The following is a 20,247-nucleotide window of genomic DNA, read 5'->3' as shown; positions in this document are numbered from 1 at the left end:
CGGTGGCCGGAATCGGTTTTGAGCTCAAGCGCCTGTTTAGGCGCAAGGGCCTGTTTGCCACGATGCGCGCTTACGGCTACGCTGGCATTGTGTGCACGGGTCCCATGCTGTTGGGCGTTCTGCTCCAGGTGGGTATCTTGGTGCTGTGCGGTCTGTGGGGTGTGGGCCGTGCCAACCAGGATCTGCTGGTGTGCATGGTGACCTATACGCTGCTGGCCTCGCTTACGCTCACGAGCTTTTTCTCCATGTCGGTCACGCGTTTTTTGGCCGATATGCTTTATGCCGAGCGCGAGGATGAGATCCTACCTTCGTTTTGGGGCTCCAACGCCATTATGCTCGTTGCGGGCACGGTGCTCTACGGCGTCTTTTTGCTGTTCTCGGGCGCCACGCTGCTGCAGGGGCTGCTGTGCCTGTGGCTGTTCAACATTATGATCGTCAACTGGAACGGCATGAGTTACCTCACGGCCATCAAGGATTACCGCGGTATCCTGTGCAGCTTTGCGGCTGCCATTGGCGTGGCGTGCCTGTGCGCCCTGGCCGCGCTGGCGCTGGGTCTGCCGCCGGTCGAGGGCCTTTTGGCGTCAATTGCTCTGGGCTACGGCGTCATGCTCGCCTGGGACGTGGTGCTGCTGTACCGGTATTTTCCGCAGAGCGACCGCAGCCCCTGGCTCTTTTTGCGGTGGCTTGATCAGTTTATGCCGTTGGCGCTCACGGGCTTGTTCACCAACCTGGGCCTCTTTGCGCATTTGGTGATAATTTGGGCCGGTCCCATTGGCGTACAGGTCAAGGGCTTGTTTTATGGTGCGCCCTACCACGATGTGCCGGCGCTCATCGCGTTTTTGACGATCCTGGTCACGTCCGTCAACTTTGTGGTCTCGGTCGAGGTCAACTTTTATCCGCGCTACCGCGACTACTACAGCCTGTTCAACGACGGTGGCGTGGTGGGCGACATTGTGGTGGCCGAGGAGGAAATGCTTGCCACGCTCAACCGAGAACTACGGTTTTGCGCGCTCAAGCAGCTGTTTGTGACCGCGGCGGTCATTTCGCTCGAGACCACGGTGCTCTCGGCCCTACCGTTGGGCTTTAACAACCTGATGCACGGGTATTTTCGAACGTTGTGCGTGGGCTACGGCTTGTATGCCGTGGGCAATACGGTGTTGCTCATCTTGCTGTACTTTACCGACTACAAGGGGGCTGTGCTGGCCTCGGGGCTGTTTGCCGGTGTGGCCGGGCTGGCGACTGCCGTTTCTCTGCTCTTACCGCAGCAGTTTTACGGCTTTGGCTTTTTGTTGGGTGCAGCGGTGTTTTTTATCGTGGCGCTGCTGCGGCTCGATACCTATACCGCCAACTTGCCGTATCGTATCCTGAGCCAGCAGCCCATTGTGGCGACAGACAAAACGGGTCGCTTTACACAGCTGGGCCGCATGCTCGACCGTGCCGAACAGCGCTATGAGGAACGTCGCCATAAGGGCGTGCCGCACGGCGCGTTTGAGCGCGCGGTAGTTCGCGCGTATCGCAAATATTGGGGAGGTTCTGATGATCGATAAGTTGATGTCTCGCCGCTGCCTGATCGAGGCGGCTGCTGGCGCGCTGTTGCTTTCGGGCTGTTCGTTTCAGGACGAATCCTCGACTAAAAAGGTCAAAAAGCAGGACAAGATTAAAAAGGCCGAGTCCTCGGACGGTACCAAGCATCTACGCGATAAAGATGAGCTGTACGAGGTCTACGACGACTCGGCTATTGTGACCATGTATCTGACGGTCTCGCGCGGCAACAGCTCCGAGAACACCGACCACAGTTGGGCCGAGATCAACACGTACTCGGTGTATGACTATGCCGACATGGGCGTGACGCGCTATCAGGTTATGGGCCTGCTGCAGCCGGGCGACGAAGACGGCCCAGTGGCCGGCGAGGTTGGCTATGGCGAGGAAGCGCCCAATGCTACCGTGCAGGTGCGAGGTCAGACATCGAGCATGAACTCGCAAAAGAATTACAAGGTGGAGCTCAAAAAGGGCAAGGGTACCTGGCGCCAACAGCGCGCGATTGCGCTCAACAAGCACATGGGCGAGGGTATGCGTTTTCGCAACAAGATGGCCTACGACCTTATCCGTGGAATTCCCCAGATGATGGGTCTGCGCACGCAGTTTGTGCATCTGTGGGTGTGCGACCAGACCGAAAAGTCCAACGACACCTTTGAGGACTACGGCCTGTTTACGCAGGTGGAGCAGCTCAACAAGACGGCGCTTAAGGCACATGGTCTGGATAAGAATGGGCATCTGTACAAGGTGAACAACTTCGATTTCCATCGCTACGAGGACACCATTAAGCTTGCTGACGACCCCGACTACAACCAGGCAAACTTTGAGGGCATGCTCGAGATTAAGGGCGATTCGGACCACACCAAGCTCATCGAGATGCTCGATGCGCTCAACGACGAATCACAAAAGATCGATGACGTGCTCGACACTTACTTTGATTCCGAGAATCTGGTCTATTGGCTGGCGTTTCAGATCCTTACGGGCAACTGCGATACGCAGAACCGCAACTGTTATCTGTACAGCCCGCTCAACTCAAATACCTGGTACTTTTTGGATTGGGACAACGACGGCATGCTGCGTAAGCTGGAGCTTTCTCTTACCGGGTTTTCGGACTACGCGAGCTGGGAGCGCGGCGCAAGCAACTACTGGGGTAACGTGCTGTTTAACCGCGCGTTGCGCAGCAAGTCGTTCCGCAGCGAACTCGACCGTGCCGTCAAGGACCTGCGTACGTATTTGACCGAGACGCGCCTGACCAAGATGATCAAGCACTACCGCGAGGTGACTGAATCCCTGGTCTTTGCTTCGCCCGATATCGACAATCTGCCTGTCACCAAGGACCAATACGAGCAGATCGCCGCGGCGATTCCCTCCGAGATCGAGGAGAACTACAAGAGCTTTCGCGAGAGTTTTAAAAAGCCCATGCCGTTCTACATCGGCGTGCCGCAGATCGATAACGGTAAGCTGCGCATTAACTGGGATGCGTCCTACGACTTTAAGGCGCGCGACATTCGCTACACTGTAGAGCTTGCGCGCGACTATGCCATAAGCGACGTTGTCTTTAAGGCCGAGGACGTGCTGCTTCCCGAGGTGACCTGCGATGCGCCCGATGCCGGCCAGTATTTTGTGCGCGTGCGTGCCACCAACTCCGACGGCTTTACGCAAGATGCGTTTGACTACTATGTGACTGACGACGGCAAGCACTACGGCATGAAGTGTTTTTACGTGCAAGACGGCGGTGAGGTCGTGGAGGACACGTATGAGGAGGGCTAGCGCGCTGCTTGAGCGCTTGGCGGCTCCGCCTGTGCGTACCACGCAGGAGCGTTACCGCCACGAGCTCAAATATCTCATTAACGAGGGCGAGCACGCCGCGCTTGCCTGTCGCATGGCGCCGGTTTTTAAACTGGACAAGCATGCGCGGGCGGGTGGTTACACCATTCGCAGCCTGTATTTTGACGACTACTGCAACTCGGCCTACGAGGAAAAAGACGCCGGCATTCTCATGCGCAAAAAGTATCGCGTGCGCATCTATAACGGCAGCGACAAGGTGATTAAGCTCGAGCGCAAAAAGAAGTACGGCAGCTGGATCCACAAGGAGGACGCGCCGCTTACTCGCGGCGAGTTTGAGCAGATTTTGGCTGGCGACTACGGCTTTTTGCTGAGGAGCCCCTATCCGCTCTGTCGCGAGTTCTACATCGAGTGCATCTGCAACATGATGCGCCCGCGGACCATTGTGGACTACGAGCGCGAGCCGTGGGTGATGGATGAGGGCACCGTGCGCATTACGTTTGACATGAACGTGCGTGCCGCGGTGGGAAGCTTCGATATCTTTGACGCGACGCTGCCCGCGCTGCCGGTCCTGGAGCCCGGCAAGCTGGTGATGGAGGTCAAGTTTACGGAGTTTTGCCCGCAGCTGGTGCGCGATTTGGTGCCGCCGGGCGCGGCCGAGCTTACGGCGGTCTCCAAGTACTGCCTGTGCTACGACAAGACCGCCTACCTGCGCGGATTTAATTACTGGGAATCGGATTTTGAGAACCGAGGGGATATTTAGACCATGAGCACCAGGGACTTTTTTAAGAACTCCGTCTTGGAGGCGTTTGGCCAGGTCGACCCTGCCAAGATTGGCCTTTCGCTGCTCGTGGCGCTCGCCATGGGCATCCTGATCTATTACGTGTACAAGCGCTTTTTTACCGGCGTGGTGTATTCGCGCAGCTTTGCCGTGACGCTCGTGGGCATGTGCGTGCTCACCTGCATGGTCACGCTCGCGATCTCGACCAACGTGGTCATCTCGCTCGGTATGGTCGGTGCTCTGTCCATCGTCCGCTACCGTACGGCGGTCAAGGACCCGCTCGACCTGCTGTATCTGTTTTGGGCCATTACCACGGGCATTACGGCAGGTGCCGGCATGTATGCGCTCGTGGGGCTCACGGCGGTGGTGATCGTGGTGATGATTGCCGGCTTTGCGAGCCACCAGGACAAGGCGCGCGTGTACATGATGGTCATTCACTACACGGGCCAGACCGCCGGCGACGATATCGTGCGTGCATTTGGGCGCACCAAGTTCACCGTTAAGTCCAAGACTATGCGCGGCGACAAGGTCGAAATGGCCGCCGAGGTGTTCTCGGATGGTGTGGATATGCCCTATGCTGACGCCATTCGCGCGCTCGACGGCGTTGAGGACCTCACGCTCATCCAGTACAACGGCGAGTACCACGGGTAGGACCCTAACGAGCAGATTGTACAAAGAGGGGCGCTCCTGGTCGAGCATACGTCAGCGAGCGGGTAGCTGCCGTGGCGAGGTGCCACGAAAGAGGAGCGACGCGTACTTCATGTACGCGAGCGACGGTTTGAGCGGCAGATCGCCCGGCAGATGCCCGCACAGCGTCGAGCAGTCCGGCGTTCGTTAGAACGCCGGAACGAACAGGTATCATGGTGAAAGCGATTTCAATGACAGGGGTGCTCGTGGTAAAGATGAAAGATGTGGCCGAGCTGGCCGGCGTTTCGAGCGCCGCCGTCTCTCGCTACCTCAACGGTGGATATATCTCGGCGGACAAGGCCGAGCGCATTAAGAAGGCGATCGAGCTGACCGGATACGTGCGGTCCAGCCAGGCCCGTGCGCTGCGCACCGGCTCCACCAAGCTCATCGGCGTCATCGTACCTAAGATCAACTCGGAATCTGTGAGCCGCATTACCGCCGGTATTGGCCAGGTGCTCGGTCGTCGTGGCTACCAGATGCTCCTTGCCAATACCGACAACGCGGCCGATCGCGAGCTCGAGTACCTCGATTTATTCCAAAACCACCCGGTTGATGGCATTGTGCTGGTGGCAACCATGATCACCGACGAGCACCGTCGGGCGATTGAGTCGTGCCGCGTGCCCATTGTGCTGATCGGCCAACATGTCGAGGGCGCGGCGTGCGTGTATCACGACGATTACGAGGCCGCCTTTGAGCTGGGCCATGCGCTTGCGGGTCGCGTGGATGGCAAGATTGCCTACATCGGAGTTACGGATGAGGACCGCGCGGCCGGTTTCGACCGTCGTCGCGGTTTTGAGGCCGGCTTGCGCGCCGCGGGCGCGGTGCTTGATCCGAGCCTGATTCGCCAGGGGTCATTTACGCTCGACTCGGGCTATCGCGCTGCGCGCGAACTGCTCTCCGTCGATCCCGATGTTTCGTTTATCGCGTGCGCGACCGACACTATGGCGGCCGGCGCCCTGCGCGCTTTTGACGAGGCGCGCGGCATGGGCGAGGGCGTGCGTCGCGTGAGCGGTTTCGGCGACAACGCATTTTTGCGTGCGCTGACGGGCGGCATTCCCACCGTGCATTATGGCTACCTGACCAGTGGCGTCGAGGCGACCAATATGTTGCTCAACACGCTCGATGGCGAGGAGGGGGAGAGCGGTCTCAAGACGCTCAAACTTGGGCATCAGCTCATGAATGTCTAGGCCTTGGGCACGTCTGCCTGCCTCTGAGACCCCTGTTTTTGCTTCAAAACTACCTTTCGCCGGCTTTTTCCTACCGTTCACCCTACTATGAAAACGATTACAGTCATATCAAACTGAAAACGATTACAGTGTATGTGTCAAAGATGGCCGGGTGCACATGCGCCCGTTGGAGGAAAGGGAAGTTATGGACTACCGCAAATCAGCCCAAGAGGTGCTCGACAACGTCGGTGGCGCCGACAACGTTGTTTCGGCCGCACACTGCGCCACGCGTCTACGCCTGGTGATTGCCGATAATTCCAAGGTTAACAAGGAGGCCATCGAGAATGTCGATGGCGCCAAGGGCGTCTTTGAGGCCCAGGGCCAGTTCCAGATTATTTTTGGCACTGGCACCGTCAACAAGGTCTACGAAGAGTTCATCGCGCTCAGCGGCGTCGAGGCTGCCACCAAGGCCGAGGTAAAGGAGGCCGCGGCTCAGCAGCAGAACATCTTTATGCGTGCCATTAAGGTGCTCGGCGACGTCTTTGTTCCCATCATCCCCGCCATCGTGGCTTCGGGCCTGCTGCTGGGCATTATGAGCGCCCTCAACTTCATGGCCTCCAACGGCTTTATCGCGCTCGACACCAATAACTTTATTTATAAGATCGCCGACTTGGTCTCGGGCACGTCCTTTGGCATTCTGCAGATCCTGATCGGTTACTCCGCCGCTAAGGCCTTTGGCGCCAACCCGTATCTGGGCGCTGTCGTCGGTGGTGCATTCATCAACTCCTCGCTGCAGAGCGCCTACACGGTTGCTTCCGAGGGCGTTCAGACCATGGTTACCGTCATTCCCGGTGTGTACAGCTTTGAGTGGGTCGGCTATCAGGGCCATGTGATCCCCATCGTTATCGCCTGCGCCATTCTGGCCTTCCTCGAGAAGCGCCTGCACAAGATCGTTCCCGAGATGTTCGACCTCTTTGTGACTCCGCTCGTTTCGGTGTTCGTGACCGTGCTCGTGACGCTCGTTGCCGTCGGCCCCATCTTTGTCTGGGCCGAGAACGCCATCCTCGGTCTGATCCAGGCCCTGCTGACCCTGCCCTTCGGCATCGGTTCCTTTATCGTCGGCCTGTTCTATGCCCCCACGGTCGTTACCGGTATCCACCAGATGTACACCGCCATCGACCTGGGTCAGCTTGCCCAGTACGGTGTGACCTATTGGCTGCCCATCGCCAGTGCCGCCAACATCGCCCAGGGTGGCGCCGCGCTCGCCGTTGCCTTTAAGACCCGCGATGCCAAGATCAAGGGCCTGGCGCTTCCTTCGGCCCTGTCCGCCTTCATGGGCATTACCGAGCCTGCCATCTTTGGTGTGAACCTGCGCTTCTTTAAGCCCTTCATCGCCGGCTGCATCGGCGGCGGTTGCGGTGCCCTGGTCTGCGCACTCACCTCGCTTGCTGCTTCCGGCACCGGCGTTACCGGCATCTTCGGTATCCTGCTGTGCCTGGCCCAGCCCGTGCAGTACGCGATCATGTTTGCGGTCGCCGCGCTGGTTTCCTTTGCCGTCTCGTTTGTCCTGTACAAGGACGAGCCCAAGGCTTCCGAGCAGGCCTAAGAGCTTTTGATTGAGGGGTGCCCGCGGGTTATATACTCGCGGGCGTTTCCCGTATCTGGTGCCGATCTCTGGCGCCTTGTTACTTTCGATCCGTTAGGACTTTGATATGTCTAATGCACTTGGCCGCGACCTTGCAAAGCTGGTTGCCGCTGTTGACGCCGCCGCCTCTGAGTGCGGTCATGGCGCGTATGGCCAGCGCTTCCACATTATGCCACCGGCTGGCTGGCTCAACGACCCCAACGGTCTTTGCCAGGCGGGCGGCGTGTTCCATGCCTATTTTCAGTATGCGCCGTTTGATGTCGAGGGCGGCGTTAAGGCCTGGGGTCATGCGACAAGCCGCGACCTTATGAACTGGGAATATGTTGGCGCGCCGCTGCTTCCCGACGAGCCGTTCGACTGCCATGGCGTGTACTCGGGCTCCGCGCTTGCCGAGGACGGTCGCATTCGCGTGCTCTATACGGGCAACGTTAAGCTTTCCGATGCGGACGGCACGTACGACTACGTCAATACCGGCCGCCGCGCCGATACTGTTTATGTCGAGAGCGTTGATGGCCTTGCCGGTCGGGAGTTCAGCCAAAAGCGCGTGGTGCTGGCGTCCGAGGATTATCCCGAGGATTTGACCTGCCACGTGCGTGACCCCAAGGTGTGGCGCGATGATGATGGACGTTACCACATGGTGCTGGGCGCGCGTCGTCGTGTGGACGGGCCGCATGTCGATAGTCGATTTTGCGCCATGCACGGCGAGGGTGCCGGGCGCGATGTGGGCGAGATCCTGGTGTACGGTTCGGCCGATATGCTGAGCTGGGAGCTCGAGAGCCGTGTGTCTACGCCCGAGCGCTTTGGCTTTATGTGGGAGTGCCCGGGATACCTTGAGCTTGAGTCGGATGGCGGTGTACCGGCGAAGTGGCTGTCCTTCTCGCCCCAGGGGCTCGAAGGTGGTCGTTGGGACCGCGGTAATGTGTATGCCGCTGGCTATATGCCTGTAACGGGTGACATTACGGGCGGCAATAACGCTTATGAGCTGGGCGAGTTCCGCCTGTGGGACGCCGGTTTTGACTTCTATGCTCCGCAGGAGTTCACGGCCGAGGACGGTCGCCACATTCTGATCGGCTGGATGGGCATGCCCGATGAACCGACCTATGGCAACGCGCCCACCGTGGCGTGCGGCTGGCAGCACTGTATGACGGTGCCGCGTGAGCTTACAGCCGGTGTTGGCGGCGTGGTGCTGCAACAGCCGGCGCGCGAGATTGAGCACCATTATGCCTCGGTGCGTGTGGGGGAGGGCTCGTTGGAGGTCGCCGGCGACGCCTGCTTTGACGTTGTTGTCGACGGTGTCGACGGCGCGTTCACCGCGACCGTTGACGGCGAGCTGAAGCTGGCGTTTGTGCCCGCCGGGGGCGAACTGCCCTCGCGCTTTGAGATGCGATTTGCCGATGAGGGTCGCGCTTCTGCCGGCTGCGGTCGTACCGTGCGCTGGGAGCCCGTCGATGAGGTGCGCAACGTGCGCATTGTTGGCGATGTCTCGTCGGTCGAGGTGTTTGTGAATGATGGCGCGCTCGTGTTTTCGACGCGCATCTATCCCGAGGCCTATGGCGTGACCGTTGGCGCTCCGGGTGCGAGCGTAAGCTATCACACGCTCAACATCTAGGCGCTTCGTCGCATATCGGCGCTATACTGCAGCCGTTGCCCACGATGCGGGAAACATCCGCATCGTGGGTTTTTGCTTATGAAGGGACGGTGCCGCGTGGACGTGCAACAGCTAGAAGAGGCTTGGGCTTTGAGAGCCGGCGCGCGTGAGGCGCGGTTGCTTGCGGCCTCGCATGTGCCAGCAGCGCTGTCGCAGCTGGGGATTGTGTGTCCCGGCGATCGTCTGGTTGCCTTTGCGGACGACTTTGCCGATGCGTTTGCGAGCGGATTTGACGGCTGCGATGTCGCGCTGGTGGGCTCGCCGTCCGCCGAGGCGTTTGCCGCTGCGTCCGAGGGTTTTGATGCTTCGTTTGATGCCGAGGGTCCGCACCTGTGGTGGTTCGTCAACTCCATCGGCGAGCTTGGTCTGCGTGTGCCCGACCTTCGCGCTCTTGGCCGCGCGGCTCGCGTGGCCCATGCACTGTTTGTGGTGGATAACACGGTGGCGTCGGCTTTTGGCTGCGATCCGCTGCGTTTGGGTGCCGTGCTGTCGCTCGAGGCGCTCGACCGCGTGTGCGCCGGCAAGGCTCCGCGCAAGTTGGTTGCCGTATCGGTCGCGCGCTCGCAGCTCAAGCGCCATCGCGTGGATGCCGCGGCTGAGTGCGCGCATGCCCTGCTTGAGGGCTGTGGCTTGGCCAAGCTTGATATGCCTGCTGACGAGGCCGGTGTACTGGAGCGCGGGCTGAACTCGCTCGATGTCCGCATGCAGGCGCATTTCGATCGCGCCCGTGCGCTAGCCGAGTATCTGGCCGCCAACGAGATGGTGCGCAGCGTGCGCTATCCCGGACTGAGCTCGCATCCTGATCATGCGGTTGCAACGGGAATCCTCGAGCACGGCTTTGGCCCGGCAGTTGAATTTGATCTTATCGAGCTTAGCGCAGGGGAGCTGTTCGATGCTTTGTCAGGGGAGTTCCGCACATCGCCCGCCGGCGGCGCAGCGACGCGCCTTTCGGCCCCACGCGGCAAGCAGGGGAGCACCATCCGCCTCTTCGCCGGCACCGACGACCCCTTGATCGTGGCCGCCACCCTAGATAATGCCCTCCGCAACTAGCTAAATCATCCTCGACTTCATAAGCTGCGGTGAAATAGGGATTGATTTACGGCTTTAACCGCATAAACAGTCCCTATTTCACCGCAACTTATGAGAAGGGGTTGTGTGGCTATAAGGCCCCGTCCTAAATTGGCTATTCTTTTATGCTGGCGATGAGGTCGTTGGCCTTTGCGGCAATTACTTGGTTGATGTCGGTCTGCAGCTCCTCGTAGGCCGCTATGGCTCGCTCGCCGGCGGGGGTGAGGGTGGATCCGCGGGCTCCGTCGCGCTCGATGAGCTTGCAGCCCAGCTGTCCTTCGGCCTCGTTCACAATGCGCCAGGCCTTGGAATACGCCATGCCCATGCTCTTGGCGGCGCGGTTGAGCGAGTGCTCGCGGGCGATGCCCTGCAGCAGCAAGACGCAGCCATGACCAAACACGCCCGGCAAATCCTTGTCGCACGCTTGAATGACCAACTTTGCCGTCGTCTTGTACTCCATACGCTCCACGTCTCCCCGCTAAAGTGTTTGCTGGGCAAACGCAAAGCATGCGTCAAACCCTCGTGTGCTCTTCTTAAATCATGCATTGTAGCAGTCAAAGTGCGTTAAGATACTTCCCCAGTATTGGGCGCCCAAGGTTGGGCTGGGTCCTACGAGGCCTGCAGCCGACCGGTCGCATGGAAAAAGGAGAAACATGGCTACGTTCTTTCCCGGTGAGTCCCACACGTTTTCGGAGTATCTGCTGGTTCCTGGTTACTCGTCCTCGCAGTGCATTCCCAACAACGTCTCTCTTAAGACGCCGCTAACCCGCTTTAAGCGCGGTGAGAAGCCGGCAATCACCCTGAACATCCCCATGGTTTCCGCCATCATGCAGTCCGTCTCGGGCGTCGACATGGGTGTCGCGCTCGCTACCGAGGGTGGCCTGTCCTTCATTTACGGTTCCCAGAGCGCCGAGTCCGAGGCCGCTATGGTCAAGGCCGTCAAGGATCACAAGGCCGGCTTCGTTCAGTCCGATTCCACGCTGACCCCCGACATGACCATGGAGCAGGTCATCGAGCTCAAGGAGAAGACCGGTCACTCCACCATGCCGGTCACCGACGACGGCACTCCCAAGGGTAAGCTCCTGGGCATCGTCACCAGCCGCGACTATCGCCCCAGTCGCGATGACCACCAGACGAAGGTTTCCGAGTTCATGACCCCGCGTGAGCAGCTCATCGTGGGCGACAAGAACATCAGCCTCAAGGTTGCCAATGACGTCATCTGGGACAACAAGCTCAACGCCCTGCCCATCGTCGACGACTACGATCACCTGATGGGCATCGTCTTCCGCAAGGACTACGACAGCCACAAGACCAACCCTAACGAGCTGCTCGATAACGACAAGCGCTACATGGTCGGCGCCGGTATCAACACCCGCGACTATGCCGAGCGCGTGCCGCTGCTCATCGAGGCCGGTGCCGATGTCCTGTGCATCGACTCCTCCGAGGGCTTCAGCGAGTGGCAGAAGCGCACCATCGAGTGGATTCGCGCCAACTACGGCGAGGACGTCAAGGTCGGAGCCGGTAACGTCGTCGACGCCGAGGGCTTCCGCTTCCTTGCCGATTGCGGTGCCGACTTCATCAAGGTCGGTATCGGCGGCGGTTCCATCTGCATCACCCGCGAGACCAAGGGCATCGGCCGTGGCCAGGCCACCGCGCTGATCGACGTCTGCCGCGCTCGCGACGAGTACTACGAGGAGACCGGCGTCTACGTGCCCGTGTGCTCCGACGGCGGTATCGTCTACGACTACCACATGACGCTCGCCCTTGCCATGGGTGCCGACTTTATGATGCTGGGCCGCTACTTCGCCCGCTTTGACGAGAGCCCGACCGAGCGCGTTAACGTGAACGGCCAGTACATGAAGGAGTACTGGGGCGAGGGTTCCGCGCGTGCCCGCAACTGGCAGCGCTACGATCTGGGTGGCGCCGCGAAGCTCAGCTTCGTCGAGGGCGTCGACTCCTACGTTCCCTACGCCGGTTCCCTCAAGGACGGCGTGGGCGGCACGCTCTATAAGGTCAAGTCCACGATGTGCAACTGCGGCGCCCTCTCAATTCCTGAGCTCCAGGAAAAGGCACGCCTGACCCTGGTGAGCTCGACCTCAATCGTCGAAGGCGGCGCCCACGACGTAGTGGTCAAGGACTCCCAGCAAAGCGTCAGCTACCGCTAAGCGGCTTTCCCAAGCACCGCACCTTGCCGTTCAAACCGTCGCTCGCGTACCAAAGTACGCGTCGCCCCTCTTTCACGGCAATCTGCGGCACTTGGAAAACCCGATCATGCCTGGGCGGGTAACAATTAGCGGTTGATTCACAACCACGTTATTTAGATAAAGCGAGATGCCTGCAAGTCGCAGGCATCTCGCTTGTTGTATTTGCTATCATCATGCGAGTTAACGATGTGGCGGGGCGTTCTTACCTTTGCTCGCTGCAAGTTCCGCACGAGCCGAAGAGCACTTAATGTGCTCTTCGTGCGAGCAGGACTGTCCGCAGCAGCGAGTAAAGGTAAGAACGCCCCGCCCCAACCCAGCTAACAAAGGAGCTGATATGTGCGATTGCACAGATCATAAGGACGAGATCCCTGCCTACGACGCGCAGGCCATTGAGTCCAAGTGGATGAAGGCCTGGGAGGATTCCAACCTCTTTGCCGTCGACACCGACGACAGCAAGCCCAAAAAGTATGTGCTCGAGATGTTCCCGTATCCGTCGGGCGACCTGCACATGGGCCACGCGCGCAACTATACCATCGGCGATGCCATGGCCCGTCAGGCCCGCATGCGCGGCTACGACGTGCTGCACCCCATCGGCTTTGACGCCTTTGGCCTGCCTGCCGAGAACGCCGCTATTAAGCACAATACGCAGGCTGCCGCCTGGACGTATAAGAATATGGACCAGGCGCTCGCCACGATGAAGCGCATGGGCTTCTCCTACGATCTGGATCGCATGGTCAAGACCTGCAGCCCCGACTACTACCGCTGGGGTCAGTGGATCTTTGAGAAGCTGTGGGAAAAGGGCCTGGTCTACCGCAAGAAGAACCCGGTCAACTGGTGTCCTAACTGCAAGACCGTTCTGGCCAACGAGCAGGTCACCGAGGGCAAGTGCTGGCGTTGTGGCACCGAGCCCGAGAAGCGCGACCTTGAGCAGTGGTACTTCAAGATCACCGAGTACTCCCAGGAACTGCTCGACGACCTGGAGAAGCTCCCCGGTTGGCCCGAGCGCGTCAAGCAGATGCAGGCCAACTGGATCGGTCGCTCCGAGGGCGCCGAGGTCGACTTTACCCTGTGCGACCAGGATGGCGAGCCCATCGAGGGCGATGAGGGCAAGATCACCGTCTTCACCACGCGTGCCGATACCCTTTTTGGCGTCTCCTTCTTTGTCCTGGCTCCCGAGTACGCCGGCCTGCACGAGCTCGTCGAGGGCACGGAGTACGAGGAGGCCGTCACCAAGATCGTCGAGGACTCCAAGCACATCTCTGCCGTCGAGCGTGCCCAGGGCACCCTCGAGAAGCACGGTGCCTTCACGGGCCGCTATGTGGTGAACCCCGTCAACGGCGAGAAGGTCCCCGTGTGGGTTGCCGATTATGTCGTTGCCGACTACGGCACCGGCGCCGTCATGGCCGTTCCCTGCGGCGACCAGCGTGATTTTGAGTTCGCCCGCAAGTATGATCTGCCCATCGTGCCGATCATCCTGGATGACGATGACCGTGCTGCCGTCGAGGCCAGCGGCGAGACCATCGATACCTTCCATGCCGAGACCGTCGACTGGGATTGCGCCCACGCTGCCGAGGGCACGCTCGTCCAGTCCGGCAAGTACACCGGTATGCGCGGCGGCAAGCACTCCGAGGGCGAGGCTGCCATCGTGGCCGACCTCGAGGCCATGGGCTGCGGTCGTCGCAAGGTCGAGTTCCGTCTCCGCGACTGGCTCATTTCCCGCCAGCGCTATTGGGGCAACCCCATCCCGGCCATCCACTGCGAGCATTGCGGCATCGTGCCCGTGCCCGAGGATCAGCTGCCGGTGACGCTGCCCGAGAACCTGGACCTGGGCGCCGGCGAGACCCTCGCCGAGTGCAAGGAGTTCTACGAGACCACCTGCCCGGTCTGCGGCCGCCCGGCCAAGCGCGAGACCGATACCATGGACACCTTCACCTGCTCCAGCTGGTATTACCTGCGCTATACCGATCCGCACAACACCGAGCTGCCCTTCTCCCGTGAGGCCGCCGACCGTTGGATGCCCGTCGATAACTACATCGGCGGCATCGAGCACGCCATTCTGCACCTGCTCTACAGCCGCTTCTTTACCAAGGCCCTGCGCGACCTTGGCCTGCTGAGCGTGGACGAGCCCTTCACCAACCTGCTGTGCCAGGGCATGGTCAAGGACGAGAACGGCGACACCATGTCCAAGTCCAAGGGGAACGTCGTGCCCCCGAGCTCGGTCATCGAGCCCTACGGTGCCGACACCATGCGTCTGGCGATCCTGTTTATCGCCCCGCCCGAGAAGGACTTCGACTGGGATCCCAAGGCCGTCGAGGGCGCCAACCGCTTTATCAAGCGCGCCTGGCGTATCGTTTGGCAGCTCGTCCAGTCCGGCGATGCCAACGTGGCCTTCGACAAGTCCGAGCTCGATGAGGTTGCGATGAAGCTCTATCGCGAGCGTCACCGCACCATCGCCAAGTGCACCGAGGACTTCGACCGCGGCCAGTTCAACACCGCCATCTCGGCCGTCATGGAGCTCGTCAACGCGGCGAGCGCCTACCTCAACGCCACCGAGGGCGCTTCCCGTGACAAGGCGCTGTGCTACGGCGTGGCTAAGGATATCGTGAGCGTCCTTGCCCCCATCTGCCCGTTTTGGGCCGACGAGCTGTGGCACGAGGCGCTCGGCTGCGAGGGCAACGCCTACACCGCCGCCTGGCCCGAGTTCGACCTGGCCGAGTCCGTTGAGGACACGGTGCAGATCGTGGTCCAGGTGCTCGGCAAGGTCCGCGGCCGCGTCGACGTTGCCCGCGATGCCTCCAATGAGGATATGCAGGCTGCCGCCGAGGCCGCCGTCGCCAAGTGGCTCGACGGCAAGACGGTCGTCAAGGCCATCTGCGTGCCCGGCAAGCTGGTCAACCTGGTGGTCAAGTAAGCGCTGCGCGCTTAGCTGACACATAAAAGACGAGGGGCGATCCGGTTGGGTCGTCCCTCGTTTTGCATGTACCTGCCTAGGTGCCTTCGGTCAATTGTCCTATTCTTGTGGAGAAGCTGTGCGCACGCTGACCTGCAGATTCGTACTGTGCTTGCACGTTTCCGCAGCTATTGGTATAGTTTGCTTGCAAATGAAGTTGTAATTGAAAGAAGTGGGGTTTCGGCCCCGCTTCTTTTTTGTATGGATGGAGGTGCCGCAATGGTCAAGACCAAGACCGAGCAGGCGATCATCGACGCGCTCGAGGCCGTCGCTCCCCAGCACGATATCGACATCGTCGACGTCGAGCTCGTGGGTGCCACCAAGGCCCCCTGCGTGCGCGTGCGTATCGAGGGTGCCGAGGGTCAGAGCCTGTCGCTCAACGACGTCACGGCCAACACCAAGTGGGTCGGCGATGTGATTGAGGAGCTCGACCCCATCTCTTCGAGCTATACGCTCGAGGTGTCGAGCCCGGGCATGGCGCGCCCGCTGCGCCGCCCGTGCGACTTTGCCCGCTTTGTGGGTGAGAACTGTGAGCTCACCTCCACCGCTACCGAGGGCCGTCGCAAGTACGCCGGCAAGATTGCCGCCGCCACCGAGACGAACGTGACCCTCGAGCTTGAGGACGGCGAGTCCGTTACCCTCGATTTCTCTGATGTTAAAAAGTGCAAGTTGAAGCCCACCTACGACTTCAAGCCCGCGAAGGAAGGAAAGTAAGATGGCAGCATCCGACATGATGTCCGCCCTGATGGAGCTTTGCCAGGAGAAGCACATCGACCAGCTCTACCTGATCGACCGCCTGGAGCAGTCGCTCGCCAAGAGCTATGCCGAGATCCTGCATCTTGAGTGGGGCGCCAAGGTGACCATCGACCGCACCACCGGCAAGATCTACGTCTACCGCCTGGAGCCGATCGACGATTCCATGGACGAGGAGGGCAACTTCACCGAGTTCGAGGAGATCGACGTCACCCCCAAGAATACGAGCCGCATCGCTGCCCAGCACGCCAAGGCCGAGATCAACGCCATCGTGCGCAACTCCGCCCGCGAGCAGATCTACGAGGAGTTCTCCGACCGCATCGGTGACCTCATCAGCGGTACCGTGCTGCAGTCCACGCCCGACTTCACGATCGTCAAGATTCGCGAGGGCGTCGAGGCCGAGCTGCCGCACTTCGACCAGCGCCGTTACGAGAACGAGCGCAACGAGCGTCCGATGGGCGAGCGCTACCTGCACAACCAGCACATCAAGGCCGTGATTATCGACGTTCGCGACCCCAACTCCAACCTGCAGCCGGTTCGTGGCGAGCACAGCCGTCCGCCGATTGTCATCTCCCGTACTCACCCCGAGCTCATGCGTCGTCTGTTTGAGCAGGAGGTGCCCGAGATCTATGAGGGCACCGTCCAGATCAAGTCGATCGCCCGCGAGCCCGGCCAGCGCTCTAAGGTCGCCGTCCACTCGCTCGACGACCGTCTGGATCCCGTGGGCGCCTGCGTCGGCCCCAAGGGCAGCCGTGTTCGCGCTGTCGTGGGCGAGCTCCGTGGCGAGCGCGTCGACGTCATCCTTTGGGATGCCGATCCTGCCGTCTACGTCGCCAACGCTCTTTCGCCTGCCAAGGTCACTCGCGTCCTCATCGACGAGGAGAAGGCCTACGCCGGCGTCATCGTGCCCGACGACCAGCTGTCCCTCGCCATCGGCAAGGAGGGCCAGAACGCCCGCCTCGCCGCGCGCCTGACCGGCTGGCACATCGACATCAAGTCCGAGACCCTTGCCGCCGACATCCTCAAGAACGTTCCCGTTCACGAGGAGCCCGCCGCCGACCTGATCGGTGACGAGGAGGACGAGGACGTCCGCCGCTGCGAGTACGTGTCCGAGGACGGCATCCAGTGCCGCAACCAGGCTCGTCCCGGCTCCCGTTTCTGCGGTGTCCACGACACCGACGCCTTCGATGATGCGGAGGACCTGATCTAGCGCGCGGTCGCGCCGGGCGGGTCCCGGCGCGTCTCCCACGCTCGTTCAGTCTCTAGGCACCCAAGGTGCCAGAAAGGGTAGGTGAAGTCATATGGCAAAAGTCCGTGTGTCCACCCTGGCCAAAGAGTTCGGCATGACCTCCAAGGAACTGATGGGTCATCTCGCCGATATGAAGATTCCCGCTAAGTCCGCTTCCTCCACCTTGGAGGACGCTTATGTCGCCATGGTCCGCAAGCAGCTCGCCTCGGTGATCGAGGCCCGCGCCCAGGAAGTCGAGGCCGCCAAGCAGGCCGAGGAGCAGGCAGCTGCCGCCGAGGAGGCCGCTCGCGCCGCCGAGGCCGAGCGCGAGCGCATCGCCGCCGAGAAGGCCCGCGAGGAGGAGCGTCGCCAGTTTGCCGCAGCCCAGGCTGCCGAGGAGGCTGCCCGCGCCGAGGCCGAGGCCAAGAAGAAGGCCGAGCAGGAGCGCCTTGCCCGCGAGAAGGAGGAGGCTGCCCGCGAGGCCCAGCGCCGCGCCGTTCCCGCTTCCGACTCTGGTTCGCGTTTCCGTTCGCTGCTCGACCAGATCGCCGCACAGGAGACCGTGCTCAAGGAGAAGAAGGACGCCGAGGACAAGGCCAAGGCCGAGCGCGCCGCCGAGCGCGGTAACCGTCGTGGCGGCAACAACGACCGCCGCGGTGGCCGTCGTAACGATCGCAACGCCTCCGACAACAACTCCGAGCGCAACGCCTCCGAGAGCCGTCCGCACAGCCATCGCACCAACGCCAGCAACAACGTCGCTGCCGGCATGGACTTCCCCAACCCCGATAAGCAGGGCAAGGGCAAGAAGCGCAAGGGCGGTCACAACAACGAAGAGGACCACTACAGCCGCATGGCTCGCGAGGCCGAGGAGTACAGCCGCGAAAAGGTGCTCGAGGAGGCTCGTGCTGCCGTCGAGGAGGCCTCTCGCGAGTCCACCGGTCGCCGCAAGAAGCGCAAGGAGAAGCGCGAGCGCGAGGCTGCCAAGGCTCAGGAGGAGCGCAAGATAGAGGAGGCGCTGGCCCAGGGCGTGAACCCCGAGGACCTCGACGCCATCAAGGTCTCCCAGGGCGTTACCGTCCAGGAGCTTGCCGAGGCACTCGACGTTCCGGCCAACGACATCATCAAGCGTCTGTTCCTGCTGGGCACGCCGCTCACCATGACGCAGTCCATGTCCGACGACCTCGTCGAGCTCGTTGCCGACGACCTGGGCCGTCAGATCAAGATCATCACCCCCGAGGAGGAGAACACCTTCTCGTTCTACGACGATCCCGCCGACCTTAAGCCGCGCGCCCCGGTCGTCACCGTCATGGGCCACGTCGACCACGGCAAGACGTCGCTGCTCGACGCCATCCGTCATACCGGCGTTGCTGCCGGCGAGGCAGGCGGCATTACGCAGGCCATCGGCGCTTCGCAGGTCATGATCAACGACCGCAAGATCACTTTTATCGATACCCCGGGTCACGCTACCTTTACGGCTATGCGTGCCCGTGGTGCCAAGGTGACCGACATCGTCATCCTGATCGTCGCCGCCGACGACGGCGTCATGCCCCAGACCGTCGAGTCGATCAACCACGCCAAGGCCGCCGGCGTACCCATCGTCGTCGCCGTCAACAAGATCGATAAGCCGGGCGCCAACCCCGACCGTGTGCGTCAGGAGCTCACCGAGTACGGCGTCATCCCCGAGGAGTGGGGCGGACAGAACATGTTCGTCAACATCTCGGCCAAGCAGAAGATCGGTATCGACGACCTTCTGGAGACCGTGCTGCTCCAGGCAGACGTGCTCGAGCTCAAGGCCAACCCGGACACCTTTGCCTCCGGCAACGTCCTCGAGGCCAAGCTCGACAAGGGCCGCGGCTCGGTCGCTACCGTGCTCGTGACCCGCGGTACCTTGCACGTGGGCGATACGCTGGTCGCCGGCCTCACCTACGGCCGCGTCCGCGCCATGCTCGACCCCAAGGGCCGCGCCGTCACCGAGGCCGGTCCCTCCGACGCCGTCGAGATTTTGGGCCTGCAGTCCGTGCCCAACGCCGGCGACGAGTTCCGCGTGTTCGAGGATGAGCGCGAGGCACGCGCCCTGGCCGATGAGCGTTCGCTCAAGGCCCGTATCGAGGAGCAGAGCCGCGTCAAGCACGTCACGCTCGAGAACCTCTTCGAGACCATCGCCGACGCCGAGGTCAAGGAGCTCAACCTGATCATCAAGGCCGACGTCCAGGGTTCCATTGAGGCTCTTCAGGACTCGCTCGACAAGATGGATCAGTCCGAGGTTCGCATCAACACGATCCACTCCGCCGTTGGCGCCATCAACGAGACCGACGTCGTTCTGGCCGATGCCTCCAACGCCATCATCATCGGCTTTGGCGTCCGTCCCGACGGTAAGGCCCGCTCCGCCGCCGAGCGCGAGGGCGTCGAGATCCGTTGCTACGACGTCATCTACAAGTGCCTCGAGGAGCTCGACGCCGCCCGTATCGGCATGCTCAAGCCCACCGAGGTCGAGGTCGCCACGGGTACCGCGACCGTCCTGGACACCTTCAAGGTGCCCAAAGTCGGTATCGCCGCCGGTGTCCGCGTCGAAGAGGGCGAGATCGCCGCGACCGATTCCGTGCGTCTGGTGCGCGACGGTATCGTGGTCTTCAACGGCAAGATCGCCTCGATGCGCCATTACAAGGACGAGGCCAAGAGCCTCAAGAGCGGTTCCGAGGGCGGCATTGGCCTGGAGAACTTCCAGGACATCAAGCCCGGCGACCAGATCGAGGGTTACCGCATCGACCAGGTTGCCCGTACCGAGTAGGGGGTAGC

Annotated in this window: 14 protein-coding genes; 13 read left to right on the top strand and 1 reads right to left on the bottom strand. The window is 61.3% G+C overall.

Annotation, left to right across the window (positions count from 1 at the left end):
* The first annotated feature begins 2 nt into the window (after nucleotides 1-2).
* From pelG to GDJ93_RS05890, 8 genes are all read left to right on the top strand, one after another.
* On the top strand, nucleotides 3-1,547 hold the full coding sequence (pelG, locus tag GDJ93_RS05925; RefSeq protein WP_152068100.1) for an exopolysaccharide Pel transporter PelG: 1,545 nt from the start codon (nucleotides 3-5) through the stop codon (nucleotides 1,545-1,547).
* Nucleotides 1,537-3,306, top strand: a complete 1,770-nt coding sequence (locus tag GDJ93_RS05920) for a CotH kinase family protein (RefSeq protein ID WP_152068099.1) — start codon at nucleotides 1,537-1,539, stop codon at nucleotides 3,304-3,306. Before pelG ends, GDJ93_RS05920 begins: the two co-directional genes overlap by 11 nt.
* Complete coding sequence (locus tag GDJ93_RS05915; RefSeq protein ID WP_152068098.1) at nucleotides 3,293-4,084, top strand: polyphosphate polymerase domain-containing protein; 792 nt, start codon at nucleotides 3,293-3,295, stop codon at nucleotides 4,082-4,084. The genes GDJ93_RS05920 and GDJ93_RS05915 overlap by 14 nt, the downstream gene beginning before the upstream one ends.
* Before the next feature lie 3 nt (nucleotides 4,085-4,087).
* The gene (locus tag GDJ93_RS05910; protein ID WP_152068097.1) at nucleotides 4,088-4,753 is read left to right on the top strand and encodes a DUF4956 domain-containing protein; all 666 of its coding nucleotides are present in this window, start codon (nucleotides 4,088-4,090) and stop codon (nucleotides 4,751-4,753) included.
* A 251-nt stretch (nucleotides 4,754-5,004) separates the two neighbouring features.
* On the top strand, nucleotides 5,005-5,976 hold the full coding sequence (locus GDJ93_RS05905) for a LacI family DNA-binding transcriptional regulator (RefSeq protein ID WP_226812499.1): 972 nt from the start codon (nucleotides 5,005-5,007) through the stop codon (nucleotides 5,974-5,976).
* Nucleotides 5,977-6,160: 184 nt separating this feature from the next.
* Nucleotides 6,161-7,561: a PTS transporter subunit EIIC gene (locus GDJ93_RS05900; RefSeq protein ID WP_152068095.1), complete on the top strand. Its 1,401-nt coding sequence runs from the start codon at nucleotides 6,161-6,163 to the stop codon at nucleotides 7,559-7,561.
* A gap of 106 nt (nucleotides 7,562-7,667) precedes the next feature.
* A complete protein-coding gene (locus GDJ93_RS05895; RefSeq protein WP_152068094.1) occupies nucleotides 7,668-9,209 on the top strand; it encodes a glycoside hydrolase family 32 protein in 1,542 nt (513 codons plus the stop codon).
* A 96-nt stretch (nucleotides 9,210-9,305) separates the two neighbouring features.
* The gene (locus GDJ93_RS05890) at nucleotides 9,306-10,298 is read left to right on the top strand and encodes a PLP-dependent transferase (RefSeq protein WP_193221466.1); all 993 of its coding nucleotides are present in this window, start codon (nucleotides 9,306-9,308) and stop codon (nucleotides 10,296-10,298) included.
* 133 nt (nucleotides 10,299-10,431) lie between these two features.
* Here GDJ93_RS05890 and GDJ93_RS05885 read toward each other — a convergent pair whose 3' ends face one another.
* The gene (locus GDJ93_RS05885) at nucleotides 10,432-10,776 is read right to left on the bottom strand and encodes a winged helix-turn-helix domain-containing protein (protein ID WP_138341302.1); all 345 of its coding nucleotides are present in this window, start codon (nucleotides 10,774-10,776) and stop codon (nucleotides 10,432-10,434) included.
* Nucleotides 10,777-10,969: 193 nt separating this feature from the next.
* Here GDJ93_RS05885 and GDJ93_RS05880 point away from each other — a divergent pair, with 193 nt between their 5' ends.
* From GDJ93_RS05880 to infB, 5 genes are all read left to right on the top strand, one after another.
* Nucleotides 10,970-12,481 (top strand): IMP dehydrogenase, encoded by a 1,512-nt coding sequence (locus tag GDJ93_RS05880; RefSeq protein WP_152068092.1) that lies wholly within the window; start codon nucleotides 10,970-10,972, stop codon nucleotides 12,479-12,481.
* Nucleotides 12,482-12,854: 373 nt separating this feature from the next.
* Nucleotides 12,855-15,431, top strand: a complete 2,577-nt coding sequence (leuS, locus tag GDJ93_RS05875) for a leucine--tRNA ligase (RefSeq protein WP_152068091.1) — start codon at nucleotides 12,855-12,857, stop codon at nucleotides 15,429-15,431.
* 258 nt (nucleotides 15,432-15,689) lie between these two features.
* A complete protein-coding gene (gene rimP, locus GDJ93_RS05870; protein ID WP_152068090.1) occupies nucleotides 15,690-16,184 on the top strand; it encodes a ribosome maturation factor RimP in 495 nt (164 codons plus the stop codon).
* 1 nt (nucleotide 16,185) lies between these two features.
* Complete coding sequence (nusA, locus tag GDJ93_RS05865) at nucleotides 16,186-17,433, top strand: transcription termination factor NusA (RefSeq protein WP_152068089.1); 1,248 nt, start codon at nucleotides 16,186-16,188, stop codon at nucleotides 17,431-17,433.
* Between the two features lie 91 nt (nucleotides 17,434-17,524).
* Nucleotides 17,525-20,239 (top strand): translation initiation factor IF-2, encoded by a 2,715-nt coding sequence (gene infB / locus GDJ93_RS05860; RefSeq protein WP_006234040.1) that lies wholly within the window; start codon nucleotides 17,525-17,527, stop codon nucleotides 20,237-20,239.
* Nucleotides 20,240-20,247 lie beyond the last annotated feature (8 nt).

The sequence above is a fragment of the Collinsella aerofaciens genome, assembly GCF_902501475.1.
Taxonomy (GTDB): Bacteria; Actinomycetota; Coriobacteriia; order Coriobacteriales; family Coriobacteriaceae; genus Collinsella; species Collinsella aerofaciens_AL.
The sequence above is the reverse complement of the archived record's forward strand: the minus strand, read 5'-3'. Positions and strand labels throughout refer to the sequence as shown.

What these genes read in the sequence shown, in the direction of transcription:
- GDJ93_RS05885 (WP_138341302.1), bottom strand. Translation starts at nt 10,776, where the DNA reads ATGGAGTACAAGACGACGGCAAAGTTGGTCATTCAAGCGTGCGACAAG.
- nusA (WP_152068089.1), top strand. Translation starts at nt 16,186, where the DNA reads ATGGCAGCATCCGACATGATGTCCGCCCTGATGGAGCTTTGCCAGGAG.
- GDJ93_RS05905 (WP_226812499.1), top strand. Translation starts at nt 5,005, where the DNA reads ATGAAAGATGTGGCCGAGCTGGCCGGCGTTTCGAGCGCCGCCGTCTCT.
- GDJ93_RS05920 (WP_152068099.1), top strand. Translation starts at nt 1,537, where the DNA reads ATGATCGATAAGTTGATGTCTCGCCGCTGCCTGATCGAGGCGGCTGCT.
- GDJ93_RS05910 (WP_152068097.1), top strand. Translation starts at nt 4,088, where the DNA reads ATGAGCACCAGGGACTTTTTTAAGAACTCCGTCTTGGAGGCGTTTGGC.
- GDJ93_RS05915 (WP_152068098.1), top strand. Translation starts at nt 3,293, where the DNA reads ATGAGGAGGGCTAGCGCGCTGCTTGAGCGCTTGGCGGCTCCGCCTGTG.
- leuS (WP_152068091.1), top strand. Translation starts at nt 12,855, where the DNA reads ATGTGCGATTGCACAGATCATAAGGACGAGATCCCTGCCTACGACGCG.
- rimP (WP_152068090.1), top strand. Translation starts at nt 15,690, where the DNA reads ATGGTCAAGACCAAGACCGAGCAGGCGATCATCGACGCGCTCGAGGCC.
- GDJ93_RS05900 (WP_152068095.1), top strand. Translation starts at nt 6,161, where the DNA reads ATGGACTACCGCAAATCAGCCCAAGAGGTGCTCGACAACGTCGGTGGC.
- GDJ93_RS05880 (WP_152068092.1), top strand. Translation starts at nt 10,970, where the DNA reads ATGGCTACGTTCTTTCCCGGTGAGTCCCACACGTTTTCGGAGTATCTG.
- GDJ93_RS05895 (WP_152068094.1), top strand. Translation starts at nt 7,668, where the DNA reads ATGTCTAATGCACTTGGCCGCGACCTTGCAAAGCTGGTTGCCGCTGTT.
- infB (WP_006234040.1), top strand. Translation starts at nt 17,525, where the DNA reads ATGGCAAAAGTCCGTGTGTCCACCCTGGCCAAAGAGTTCGGCATGACC.